Here is a 12,585-nt window from a genome sequence, read left to right on the forward strand (position 1 = left end):
ACGTGAAGGCCATGATCCTCGCCGCCGGCAAGGGAGAGCGTATGCGCCCGCTCACCCTGGAAACGCCCAAACCCCTGCTCGAAGCCGGGGGCAAGCCGCTGATCGTCCATCAGATCGAGAAACTGGCACGCGCCGGGTTCCGCGACCTGGTGGTCAATCCGTCCTGGCTGGGCGACAAACTGCAAAGCGCCCTTGGCGATGGTCGGCGCTATGGGGTCAACATTAGCTATTCTCCGGAACCGGAAGCCCTGGAGACCGCCGGTGGTATCCGCCAGGCCCTGCCCATGCTTGTCGATGGGGGTGACTGGTTCCTGGTGGTGAACGGCGATATCTGGACGGATTTCGATTTCGCTCGCCTGGAACCTTCAACCGACGACCAAGCCGTACTGGTGCTGACCGACAATCCCGCACAACACCCCGCAGGCGACTTTCACCTCGACAGCCACAACCGGGTAAGGGCCGAGGACCAGCCCAGGCTAACGTTCACCGGTATCAGCCTGCTGCACCGCAGCCTGTTCGAACACCTGGAACCGGGGCATCGCAAACTGGCGCCGATCCTGCGCGAGGCCATGGCGAAGGACACCGTCGCCGGGATCTATCATGGCGGGGAGTGGGAAGACATCGGCACACCGCAACGTCTGGCCCAGTTGGACCAGCAACTGCGCCAGTCGCCAAGTGGTCAGGCGCAGGCCGAACGCAGCTCAGAAACAGGCGTCCCAGGGCAAGGTGTCTCAGGAAGAGGAGCACAGCAATGAGCTCATCCGCCGCATCGACTCCCATGCCGGCGCGCCTGGAGAGCGTATTCTATGAGCTGCTGGGCGAACTGAATGCCTGCGGCCACCAGGCGGCTACCCTGCTCGAGCGGACGAGCCTACCCGGGTGGAGCAGGCGCAGCCTGTTCTACTTTCTCGGCTACGTTGCAAAGGCCGAAGGTCGGGTCACCGAAACCGACATCCGCTTTGCTGAGAGCCTGATGAAGGCCCTGCGGCTGTCTCAGCGCCAGCGCCGTCTGGCCATCGAGCACTTCCGCGAAGGTAAGCAGGCCGAGTCGATCTCACGTCGTCGCGGAATGCGCCTGCGCATGACCCAACGCGCCGTGCCTCGACCCGCGATCCAGATCGTGCTCTGCCTGTGCCACGCTGCGCAGCTTCACGGCGCTCCCAGCAAGAACCGGCGCTATCGCTGCGAAGATGCCATCGACCGAACCGGTCTGCCCGTGGAGCTGATGGACATTATCCTCGACAGCTATGCGCAGAAGGTCTGGATCACGCAGCCGGAGCTCAAACCGGCACCCACCTCGTACGAGCAGGCCTGCAAGCTCCTCGGCGTCGATCGAAGTGCGCCCTTCGACGAGCTGAAACGGGCTTATCGGCGCCGGGTCTCCGAAAGCCATCCGGACAAACTGGGTAGCGGTCTTTCCGAGAAGGAATATGCCCTGGCCAAGGAACGCCTGCATCGCTACCAGTTGGCCTGGGAGTTGATCAAGCGCCGGGAGAAAGTGCGATCCAGCTAGGACACCTGACCTCAGCAGCGAACTGAAACCCTAAGGCTCCGGGAAGAACTGCCGCTGCAACCAAGCGGAAATCCGGCTGGCGACCTGTCGGGCATCCATTGACGTAGGCCTCGGCGCCATGGCGACCTGCTGCCGGTCATAGCCACGGAACCCGGCACGCCGCAATGTCGATTGCCGCGTGCCCGCCAGGGCATTGGAGACGCGGCCGGACTCCAGGTCCAGGATACGAAGGTCGGCGGCTCCGGCTCCACCCAGGGTTTCCAGGGCCGCGCTCTCCAGAATAGGTGCTACCCAAATGAGCGCCTGGGGCTCGCCCTGAGCCTTGCCGATACCGTTCATGGCGAGCCGGGCCATCGGCGCCGCACCCCGGCCGATCCCAACCAAAGCCACCCGCTGGTAACCTTGCCCGCGCAAATGGGACACCGCCTCACCCACCTGCGTATCGAGCTTTTCACGGTAGTCCTGCCGCAACTGGTCGAGATCGACCTTATCCATTACGTCGATCATGATCGACCCTGAGTCGGCAGGGGGCTCTTCGGGATCGTCGTCGTTACCGCTGGCGGGCGCTTCCTCAGGTGGTTCGGGAGCGTCGGATTCCGGCGGCAGACTGCGCGCGCGAACGATGGGATAAGGCGGCAATTCCAGCCCCAGGGACATGGTCGCCCAGCCTGCAGCCGCAAGCGGCTGTCGCAAGGCACCGGCCAGCTCGGCATCGGCGCTCTGCCCCTCACCAGCCAGGATCAGCACCGCACCCTTGGCCGGCGCCACCGTCTCCCGCTCCAGCAGACCGAGCGCGCGGCCATGGCTGCCTGTGTCCAGCCAAACAGCCTGCTCAGGCCGCTGAGCTGCCAGCGCCTCACTGTTGAGCCCGGTGGAGATAAAGGGGCGATCCTTCGATTCAGCGGCTGCTTCTCCATCCGGCGCGCTTTGGTCGGACGCTTCGCCTGAAGCGTTCGAGACGTTACTGGGCTGGGCGACCAAGCCAGAGGCGGCTCCCATCGACAAAATGATCCAGATAACCCGCACCGCCGTCTTGATCCGCTGCACCATCCACCCTCTTACATCGTTGACCAAACTGTTAGACTAGCAGGCCATTATCGAAACCCGAACCTGCCCAGCCGGCAGGATTTCGGACTCTACCGAGCCTAATGAGAGAGAACCCGTCATGTTGCCCGACCTGATCGCGCCCTCGATCCTGTCCGCCGATTTTGCCCGACTGGGGGAGGAAGTGGACAACGTACTGGCCGCGGGCGCCGATGTCGTCCACTTCGACGTCATGGACAACCACTATGTGCCCAACCTGACCATCGGGCCCATGGTATGCGAGGCCCTGCGCAAGCATGGTGTCACCGCGCCGATCGACGTCCATCTGATGGTCAAGCCGGTGGACGACCTGATCCGCATGTTCATCGACGCGGGAGCCACCTACATTACCTTCCACCCGGAAGCCTCGGAGCACATCGATCGTTCCCTGCAACTGATCAAGGACGGCGGCTGCCAGGCGGGGCTGGTCTTCAATCCGGCGACGCCATTGCACCATTTGGACTACGTCATGGATCGCATCGACATGATCCTGCTGATGTCAGTTAACCCGGGCTTTGGCGGTCAGAAATTCATCCCCGGCACCCTCGACAAGCTGCGTGAAGCCCGCCGCCGCATCGAGGCCAGCAAACGGACGATCCGCCTGGAAATCGATGGCGGCGTGAAAGTCGACAACATCCGCGAAATCGCTGCTGCAGGCGCCGACACCTTCGTCGCTGGATCGGCTATCTTCAATACCGAAGATTACGCCGCCACCATCGCCGCCCTGCGTGAACAGATTGCGCTGAGCCGCTCGGTATGAGGCAGCTATTCGACGGCCAGTGGCCTGGCACCGTACTCTTCGACCTGGACGGCACGTTGGTAGACAGCGCGCCGGACCTGGCGGCTGCCATCGACGCCATGCTTGAGACCATCGGCCAACAGCCCGCCGGCATCGATCGTGTGCGGGAATGGGTCGGCAACGGCGCCCAGGTCCTGGTGAAACGTGCCCTCGCGGGTGGATTCGATTACGAAGCCGGGGAGCCGTTTAGCGAGAGCGACTTCAAGCACGCCCTGGACCTGTTCTTCGACACCTACGGCGATCTCAATGGTCGACTCGCCACCGTTTATGACGGCGTGGAACCTTTCCTGCGCGCACTAGCCGCAGAAAACGTGCGGCTCGGCGTGGTGACCAACAAACCCACGGCCTTTACCGGCCCGCTGCTGGAAAAAATGGGACTCGCGCACTGGTTCAGGATTTCCGTCTGTGGCGATACCCTGCCCGTCAAAAAACCCGACCCCGAACAGCTCTATTACGCCGTCGAAGAATTGGGCGGAGACATGGCCCGCACGCTAATGGTGGGCGACTCGGTCAACGACATCCAGGCCGCCCAACGCGCAGGTGTACCTGTGGTTGCCGTACGCTATGGCTACAACTACGGCGGCAACATCGATGAAGCCGGGGCCGATATTGTGGTTGATTCGCTCGTGGAGCTTTTGTAACCTCATTGCTGATTTGAACGACCTTTCTCGGAGTATCCTCGTGCGGGGACTGAAACTGACTGCAAACGCGCGTAGCGTGCTGACCTCACGCGCAACCCGATGGTGGCGATGGCGCACCGGCTGATTGACAGCCCGGCGAGTGCGTCCCGTTCTGCACTTGCCTGAAACCGGCCCTGCAGTGCCCGTCCGTGTGGACCGCTGTGTGGCTTGAGCAGATCAGATTTCAGGAAACCGATTCATGACTCCCGAACAGTTCGCCGAGCTGACTGACGCCGGCTATAACCGCATTCCTGTCCAACGTGAAGTACTGGCCGACCTGGACACGCCGCTGAGCACCTACCTCAAGCTGGCGAATGGCCCCTACACCTACCTGTTTGAATCCGTCACCGGCGGCGAGAAGTGGGGCCGCTACTCGATCATCGGCCTACCCTGCCGCGAAATCCTGCGCGTCCAGGGCGACCAGATTACCCTTACCCGCGACGGCGACGTCATCGAAACCCACACCAGTAGTGATCCGCTGGACTTCGTCGAGGAATACCAGGCGCGCTTCAAGTCACCGGATCTACCGGACCTGCCGCTGTTCAACGGCGGTCTGGTGGGCTATTTCGGCTATGACACCGTGCGCTTTATCGAAAAGCGCCTGGCCAACACCTGCCCGCCGGACAAGCTGGGCACGCCGGATATCCTGTTGATGGTGTCCGATGAGGTGGTGGTGTTCGACAACCTGCGCGGCAAGCTACACCTGATCGTGCACGTCAATCCTGCGGATGATAACGCCCTGGCCGATGCCGAAAGCCGCCTCGATGCGTTGGAAGATCGGCTCCACCGCCAGACCGCCGATGCCCCGGTCACGCCGGAAGGCCTGCGCGGCACCCAGGTGGACGAGACCGATTTCGTCTCCGGCTTTACCGAAGACAAGTTCAAAGAGGCCGTCGATACCATCAAGAACTACGTGCTCGACGGCGACGTCATGCAGACGGTGATTTCACAGCGCATGTCGATTCCATTCGCCGCGCCGCCGCTGAACCTGTACCGCTCGCTGCGGGTGCTGAATCCGTCGCCGTACATGTATTTCCTCGATCTCGAGGATTTCCATATTGTCGGCTCGTCGCCGGAAATCCTCGCGCGCGTAGAAGACGAACAGGTCACGGTTCGCCCCATCGCCGGAACCCGCAAACGCGGCGCCACCGAAGCCGAGGACCGGGCGTTGGAGGCGGAACTGGTCGCAGACCCGAAGGAAATCGCCGAACACCTGATGCTGATCGACCTGGGCCGCAACGACGCTGGCCGAGTCTCCGAGACTGGCACTATAAGGTTGACTGAGAAGATGGCGGTGGAGCGCTACTCCCACGTCATGCACATCGTCTCCAACGTCACCGGCCGCCTGAAGCCTGGCACCTCCTGTATCGATGTCCTACGCGCCACCTTACCCGCCGGCACCTTGAGTGGCGCGCCCAAAATCCGCGCCATGGAGATCATCGACGAGCTCGAACCGGTCAAACGCGGCGTCTACGGCGGTGCTGTCGGCTACCTGTCGTGGAACGGTAATATGGATACGGCGATCGCCATCCGTACGGCCGTCATCAAGGACGACACCCTGCACATCCAGGCCGGCGCTGGCATCGTCGCCGACTCGGTGCCCCGTCTCGAGTGGAAGGAGACGATGAACAAGGGCCGAGCGATTTTCCGCGCGGTGGCCATGGCACTGAACGCGTTTGATCGATAGGGGAACCACCATGTTACTGATGATCGACAACTACGATTCGTTTACCTACAACGTGGTCCAGTACCTTGCCGAACTGGGCGCCGATGTTCAGGTTAATCGCAACGACGAGATCACCGTCGAGCAGATCGAGGCGCTCAACCCCGAACGCCTGGTCATCTCTCCCGGCCCGTGCACGCCTAACGAAGCTGGCATTTCGATGGAAGCCATCCGCCATTTCGCCGGCCGCCTGCCCATTCTCGGCGTCTGCCTGGGCCACCAGGCCATTGGTCAGGTCTACGGCGGCAAGGTCATTCGCGCCGGCCAGGTAATGCACGGCAAGACATCTCCGGTGTTCCACGCCGATAAAGGCGTGTTCCGCGGACTGAACAATCCGCTGGAAGCCACCCGTTACCATAGCCTGGTGATCGACAAGGACCACTTGCCGGACTGCCTGGAAGTCACCGCCTGGACCCGCAACAGCGACGGCTCTGTCGAGGAAATCATGGGGGTTCGTCACAAGACGTTGCCGATCGAAGGCGTCCAGTTCCACCCGGAATCCATCATGACCGAACAGGGCCACGAGCTGCTGCGCAACTTCCTGCGCATGCCGTCCTCCGCCCCGGATCAGGCTGCCTAATTCCTGTTCAACAGAATCAGGCATCACGGACATAGAGAGATTGCAATGGATATCAAAGCTGCACTGAACCGTATCGTCGAAAACCTGGACCTATCGACGGAAGAGATGAAGGCGGTCATGCGCCTGGTGATGAACGGCGAGGCCACCGATGCCCAGATCGGCGCCCTGCTGATGGGCCTGCGCATGAAGAGCGAGACCATCGACGAGATCACCGGCGCCACGGAAGTCATGCGCGAGCTGGTCACAGGCGTGACCGTCAAGGCCGACAACCTGGTGGATATCGTAGGCACTGGGGGTGATGGCGCTAACCTGTTCAACGTCTCCTCCGCAGCCTCCTTCGTCGTGGCCGCCGCAGGCGGCGCGGTCGCCAAGCACGGCAATCGCTCTGTCTCATCAAAGAGCGGTAGCGCTGACCTGCTCGAACAAGCAGGTATCAACCTCAACATGACGCCGGAACAGGTTGCCCGCTGCATCGAGGAAATCGGCGTCGGCTTCATGTTCGCCCCGTCCCATCACGGTGCCATGAAGTACGCCATCGGCCCACGCAAGGAACTGGGCATGCGCACCCTCTTCAATATCCTTGGCCCGATGACCAATCCGGCAGACGTTAAGCGCCAGCTGATCGGTGTGTTCACGGAGCGGCTGTGTCGCCCCATGGCGGAAGTACTACAACGTCTGGGCAGCGAGCACATCATGGTGGTGCATTCCAAGGACGGGCTGGATGAAATCAGTCTGGCCAACAAGACGCACGTGGCCGAACTGAAAGACGGGCAGATCACCGAGTACGATATCGCACCGGAAGATTTCGGCATCAAGAGCCAAAGCCTGGTGGGCTTGACCGTCGACAGCTCCGAGGAATCCCTGGAACTGATCAAGGCCGCCCTGGGTCGCGGGCATACCGAGAACGTCGATAAGGCGCGGGACCTGATTGCCCTGAATGCGGGTGCAGCTATCTATGTTGCGGGCCTCGCCAACTCCATTGGCGAAGGCGTTGAACGGGCACATGATGCCATCGGCAGCGGTTTGGCCATGGGCAAGATGACCGAGCTGGCCGACTTCTCCCACTGTTTCTGAATCGCGATGTGCAAATGTAGCCGATGCTTCAGAGGGTGTTGCAAAAGTTTGCACCCTTTAAGTCTCTCTCCCCTTGCGGGAGAGAGGTTTGAAGAGAGGGGGACGAGGCGAAAGCCTCGCTCGAAGTCGGCTCTGGCAACAATGAGCGCCTGACGGCGCTATCCCCCTCTCCCCGGCCCTCTCCCGCGAGGGGAGAGGGAGTTTATGCCGGTATTTTGAGATACGGGTACTTTTGCAACGCCCTCTGAAGCATCGGCTACATTTTACGAACAGCACCTGAACCGAATTCCATAGGATTAAACCGATGACCCGCTCCGGCCCCGACCGTACCCCGACCATCCTGCGCCGCATCGTCGAACGCAAGTGGGAGGAAATCGACTATCGCCAGCGTCGCCAGCCATTGGCCGATGTCCGCGCCCGGGCAACGGATACGCTGGCGGCACGGGGCTTTGCCAATGCGCTGCGGACGCGCATCGAGAAACAGTCCCCGGCGGTGATCGCGGAAGTGAAGAAAGCGTCGCCCAGCAAGGGCGTTCTGCGCGATCCGTTCGAACCGGCCGAGATCGCCGAAAGTTACGAGGCCGGTGGCGCAGCTTGTCTGTCCGTACTCACCGACAAGGATTTCTTCCAGGGACACGAAGACTACCTTGCCGCAGCGCGCAAAGCCTGCGGTCTGCCGGTGATCCGGAAGGACTTCATGGTCGCGCCTTACCAGATCTACGAAAGCAAGATGATTGAGGCGGACTGCATTCTGCTGATCGCCGCCTGCCTGACCCGCGACCAGATGCAGGAACTGGCCGGCATCGCCGGAGAAATCGGACTGGATGTCTTGGTGGAGGTCCACAACGGCGAAGAGATGGACGATGCCCTGACCCTCGAAACACCGCTGGTAGGCATCAACAACCGCGACCTGCATACCTTCGAGGTGTCCCTGGATACCACCTTCGAACTCCATCGCCGTATTCCCGAGGATCGCCTGACCATCACCGAAAGCGGCATCCTCACCCGCGACGACGTAACGGCCATGACCGAGCAGGGTATCTACGGCTTCCTGGTAGGCGAATCGTTCATGCGCGCACCAGATCCGGGAGAAAAGCTGCAAGAGCTTTTCTTTTAAAACCGTAAACCCCAGCCGCAACCTCTTAGCGACACGATATCGCGAGTCCAAACGAAGCGGAGGCTGACCTTCGCCGAAGTAGGGGCACGGACGCCCCGATCCGTCTTGGGGGGCCAGGGACGGCCCTACAGGGCGGCGCAGGCGAAGGTCAGCCTTCGCTTCCCGCTCGAGTATCCAGTCTGACTCGTCTGCTTTTCCGTCCTTTCACTTTCCTCTGGAAGTCGCAGGCAATATTTCGCCCACCCAGCAAGATCTGGCTCAGTCAGCGCAAGAGTTTGCTTGGCGGGCTTGGAGGGCGACGTGTGATTTTTAGCTAGTCGTCTGTTTTTATTGCCTTTCCCATTCCTGGCACAAGACTTGTTCTCTCTTTGGCGTCCTCACACTGAATGGACTCAACCGGAGCCCCTTTTTGGCTCCTCATTTTTCCGTCAAGGAGCAGACTATGCCAACGCCGTGTTATATCAGTATCGAAGGCAAGACCCAGGGCAACATCACCGCCGGCGCCTTCACCGCCGACTCCGTCGGTAACATCTACGTCGAAGGTCACGAAGACGAGATGCTGGTGCAGGAATTCAGCCACATCGTTACCGTACCGACCGACCCCCAATCCGGTCAGCCGTCCGGCCAGCGCGTTCACAAGCCGTTCAAGTTCACCGCGGCCCTGAACAAGTCCACCCCGCTGATGTACAACGCCCTGGCCTCCGGCGAGATGCTGCCCAAGGTCGAGCTGAAGTGGTACCGCACCTCCGTTGAAGGCAAGCAGGAGCACTTCTTCTCCACCATCCTGGAAGACGCCACCATCATCAACATCGACTGCAAGATGCCCCACTGCCAGGACCCGGCCAAGGCCGAGTTCACCCAGCTGGTGGAAGTGTCTGTGGCGTACCGCAAGGTCACCTGGGAGCACGGCGTCGCCGGTACCTCCGGCTCTGACGACTGGCGTTCGCCGGTCGAAGCCTAAGGCTTCGCGTTGGGTTCAGGGCTTCTGTCGTGATGGAAGCCTGGACCGCGTGTTCCAGAACGGCCAGCCTTTGCTGGCCGTTTTGCCGTCGTGAGAGATAACCGCTGTGGCCCTGCGAGATCGCCTACAGCGTTGCGGGCCCAGAGCGGTTAGACTCTGACGCGTCCGCGGGCAGGGTATGCCCGTGGCAGGAAGCAGTGACGACTCAAGGAAGAGAGACCCCATGTCCCAGCCCACCGGCCTGCAGTTCACGGCCCGCCTTGGCAGTTTGCCCGACGACACCTTCGCGGTGGTGGATTTCGAGCTGACCGAAGGCCTGTCCCGGCCCTTTGATTTGAAGTTGAACCTCGCCAGCACCTTTGCCGACCTGGCGGTGGCCGATGTGCTGGACCAGGGGGCGGAACTGGTGATCTGGCAGGACGGCCAGGCGATCCGTACCGTGCAGGGGGTGGTCAGCGCCTTCAGCCGGGGCGATACCGGCCACCGGCGCACCCGCTACTGGGTGCAGGTCCAACCGGCCCTGTGGCGGTTGGGCCTGATGCACAACAGCCGCATCTTCCAGCAGCAGACCCCGGAGACCATCCTCGGCACCCTGCTGGACGAGCGGGGCCTGGTGGACAAGACTTTCGACCTCAAGCGCACACCGGCCGAACGGGAATACTGTGTCCAGCACCGGGAGACGGACCTGGCCTTCCTCCAGCGCCTGGCCGCCGAAGAGGGCTGGCACTACCGCTTTGATACCGCCACCGCCGGTCAGCCCATCGTGATCGCCGATCACCACCGGGATGCCCCGGAACTGCCGCAGGCGAGCTACAACGCCACCGCCGGGGGCAGCCATAAGAGCCCCTGCGTGTTCAAGCTCCAGTACACCGAGACCGTCTCGGTGGCCGGGGTGGCGCTGAAGGACTACACCTTCAGGAACCCCGCCTATGCGTTGATGCACCAGGCCCAGGCCGCCGGTATTGAAGAAAACCAACGCACCGACTACGAACACTACGACTACCCCGGCCGGTTCAAGGCCGATGCCGCCGGTCAGCCGTATACCGAGGCACGGCTGGACAGCCTCAGACGGGACGCCAGTGTCGGCCACGGGGCAAGCAACCGGGCGGACTTCACCGCCGGGGCCCGGTTCATCCTTGAAGGCCACACCAGCGACAGCCTCAACCGCGACTGGCTGCTGACCGAACTGACCCACACCGGCAAACAGCCCCAGGCGTTGGAAGAGGAAGGGGGCAGTGGCGCCACCACCTACAGCAACACCTTCCAGGCCATTCCCGGGGACAAGACCTGGCGCCCGAAACCGCCCAAGCGCCTGACCATGGACGGCCCGCAGATGGCGATCGTCACTGGGCCGGAGGGTGAAGAGATCCACTGCGATGCCCATGGACGCGTCAAAGTAAGATTTCCCTGGGATCGTTACTCGGAAAATAACGAACACAGCAGTGCCTGGCTAAGGGTCTCCCAGGGCTGGGCCGGGGGCAGTTACGGGTTTATGGCCATCCCCAGAATCGGCCATGAAGTCATCGTCTCCTTCCTCGATGGCGACCCGGACCAGCCGATCATCACCGGGCAGACCTACCATGCCACCAACACGCCGCCCTATGCGCTGCCAGAGCACAAGACCCGGACCACCCTGAAGACCCAGACCCACAAGGGTGAAGGTTCCAACGAACTGCGCTTCGAGGACGAAGCCAACCAGGAACAGATCTACGTCCATGCCCAGAAGGACCTGGACCTGCTGACCGAGAACGACCGCACCGAGGTCATCCGCAACAACAGCCACCTGACCGTCGACAATGACCGCTACAGCCACATCAAGGCCAACGACCACAGCACCGTGGATGGGGAGAAGCGAGAGAAGGTGGGCAAGGACATGAGCCTGTCGGTCGGTGGCACGCTGCATCAGAAATCCGCCACCTCCACCCTCACCGAAGCGGGTAGCGAAGCCCATTACAAAGCCGGTGCCAAAGTGGTGCTGGACGCTGGTGCCGAGTTGACCATTGCCGCAGGCGGCAGCTTCCTGAAACTGGACGCCAGTGGCGTGACCCTTTCCGGCCCGACACTCAAGATCAATTCCGGCGGGGCGCCGGGCAGCGGTTCAGGACAAGGCGCCTTGGGGCCTGCCCTTCCACAAGATATGGAAAAGAACCTGCACCAGGCCATCGAGCCGGCACAGCTTGCGGAAGTCCCACTGACCCGCCCCCAGGCGAACAACCTCAAATCTGCCGCGCCTTTCTGCGAGGAGTGCGTGAAATGCCGTGAGGGCGTCTGCGATGTCTGACCAGACTTCATTTCGGCAACGCCTCAAGCAAGCTGCCGATGAGTGTCCACAAACACCAAACATCTACCTTGTGCTGAGCGGCACTAGCGACAGCCAACCCGTACGTCACTTCTTCGACCGAGATGGGCTGAGCGCGCAACCACTTTACATGGGTACAGCCTACGCCGGCTGGCAGGAGGTTATGCCCTACCTCGCCGCCGTATCACCTGAGAGCGGCTTTCTGGATTGGATTGACGAGACTTCTGCTCCAGACTGGGGCTGGGCGGCCGTTTCCAGCGCACCTATGGATACCGTGTTCGCACATTTGCGCAGCCTCACACAGATCACACTGAGCAACGGCAAAACCGTCTTCTTTCGTCATTGGGATGCCCGCTTTCTCGGCGTAATCCACGACTCGCTGGACTCAGACCAGCAAGCGCGACTGCTGGGCCCTATTGAACGTTGGATTGCTCCCGACCAAAGCTTGCGAACCAATCCCCGGCCAGCCATCGATAGCGAAGAGAAGCCTTTCCCGTGGTTCTCACTGCCACGTTCCGTTGAGGACGCGCTGGCATCGGTCTGCTGGGACCAACTGGTCGACAACACCCTAGCGGCCCTCCACCAACTGGAGCCTTCACCGATCGGCTTCTACCCGGCCCCGGTTGCACGGCAGAAAGTTCAGCGCCACCTGCGCAAACTGATCGGGCCAACACCCGTTACCGAGCTCGATGCCACCACATTCCACGCATTGCAGTATCGCCTCCAGCAGGACGCTGGGCGTTCAATTTGAGGTAA

Annotated in this window: 12 protein-coding genes; 11 read left to right on the forward strand and 1 reads right to left on the reverse strand. The window is 61.7% G+C overall.

Annotation, left to right across the window (positions count from 1 at the left end):
* The first annotated feature begins 2 nt into the window (after positions 1 to 2).
* Both murU and RE428_RS22015 read left to right on the forward strand, forming a co-directional pair.
* Positions 3 to 755: an N-acetylmuramate alpha-1-phosphate uridylyltransferase MurU gene (murU, locus tag RE428_RS22010; RefSeq protein WP_004580007.1), complete on the forward strand. Its 753-nt coding sequence runs from the start codon at positions 3 to 5 to the stop codon at positions 753 to 755.
* Positions 752 to 1,513, forward strand: a complete 762-nt coding sequence (locus RE428_RS22015; protein ID WP_004580006.1) for a co-chaperone DjlA — start codon at positions 752 to 754, stop codon at positions 1,511 to 1,513. Before murU ends, RE428_RS22015 begins: the two co-directional genes overlap by 4 nt.
* Positions 1,514 to 1,543: 30 nt before the next feature.
* Here RE428_RS22015 and RE428_RS22020 read toward each other — a convergent pair whose 3' ends face one another.
* Complete coding sequence (locus RE428_RS22020; protein ID WP_004580005.1) at positions 1,544 to 2,563, reverse strand: DUF3530 family protein; 1,020 nt, start codon at positions 2,561 to 2,563, stop codon at positions 1,544 to 1,546.
* Between the two features lie 115 nt (positions 2,564 to 2,678).
* Here RE428_RS22020 and rpe point away from each other — a divergent pair, with 115 nt between their 5' ends.
* The 9 genes from rpe (at position 2,679) to RE428_RS22065 (ending at position 12,580) form a co-directional block, all read left to right on the forward strand.
* Positions 2,679 to 3,356 carry a ribulose-phosphate 3-epimerase gene (gene rpe, locus RE428_RS22025; protein WP_004580004.1) on the forward strand — a complete coding sequence of 226 codons (678 nt, stop codon included), beginning with the start codon at positions 2,679 to 2,681 and terminating at the stop codon, positions 3,354 to 3,356.
* Positions 3,353 to 4,036: a phosphoglycolate phosphatase gene (locus RE428_RS22030; RefSeq protein ID WP_004580003.1), complete on the forward strand. Its 684-nt coding sequence runs from the start codon at positions 3,353 to 3,355 to the stop codon at positions 4,034 to 4,036. Before rpe ends, RE428_RS22030 begins: the two co-directional genes overlap by 4 nt.
* Before the next feature lie 238 nt (positions 4,037 to 4,274).
* Positions 4,275 to 5,762, forward strand: coding sequence for an anthranilate synthase component I (gene trpE, locus RE428_RS22035; RefSeq protein ID WP_004580002.1), 1,488 nt, complete (start codon positions 4,275 to 4,277; stop codon positions 5,760 to 5,762).
* A gap of 10 nt (positions 5,763 to 5,772) precedes the next feature.
* A complete protein-coding gene (locus tag RE428_RS22040) occupies positions 5,773 to 6,378 on the forward strand; it encodes an aminodeoxychorismate/anthranilate synthase component II (RefSeq protein WP_004580001.1) in 606 nt (201 codons plus the stop codon).
* A 45-nt stretch (positions 6,379 to 6,423) separates the two neighbouring features.
* Positions 6,424 to 7,452, forward strand: coding sequence for an anthranilate phosphoribosyltransferase (gene trpD, locus RE428_RS22045; RefSeq protein WP_004580000.1), 1,029 nt, complete (start codon positions 6,424 to 6,426; stop codon positions 7,450 to 7,452).
* Between the two features lie 304 nt (positions 7,453 to 7,756).
* Positions 7,757 to 8,569, forward strand: coding sequence for an indole-3-glycerol phosphate synthase TrpC (trpC, locus tag RE428_RS22050; RefSeq protein WP_004579999.1), 813 nt, complete (start codon positions 7,757 to 7,759; stop codon positions 8,567 to 8,569).
* 442 nt (positions 8,570 to 9,011) lie between these two features.
* Positions 9,012 to 9,530, forward strand: coding sequence for an Hcp family type VI secretion system effector (locus RE428_RS22055; RefSeq protein ID WP_004578655.1), 519 nt, complete (start codon positions 9,012 to 9,014; stop codon positions 9,528 to 9,530).
* 223 nt (positions 9,531 to 9,753) lie between these two features.
* Entirely contained in the window at positions 9,754 to 11,811 is a 2,058-nt protein-coding gene (locus tag RE428_RS22060) for a type VI secretion system Vgr family protein (protein ID WP_004579998.1), read from the forward strand.
* A complete protein-coding gene (locus RE428_RS22065; RefSeq protein WP_004579997.1) occupies positions 11,804 to 12,580 on the forward strand; it encodes a DUF4123 domain-containing protein in 777 nt (258 codons plus the stop codon). Before RE428_RS22060 ends, RE428_RS22065 begins: the two co-directional genes overlap by 8 nt.
* Positions 12,581 to 12,585 lie beyond the last annotated feature (5 nt).

Source organism: Marinobacter nanhaiticus D15-8W (genome assembly GCF_036511935.1).
GTDB classification, from domain to species: domain Bacteria; phylum Pseudomonadota; class Gammaproteobacteria; order Pseudomonadales; family Oleiphilaceae; genus Marinobacter_A; species Marinobacter_A nanhaiticus.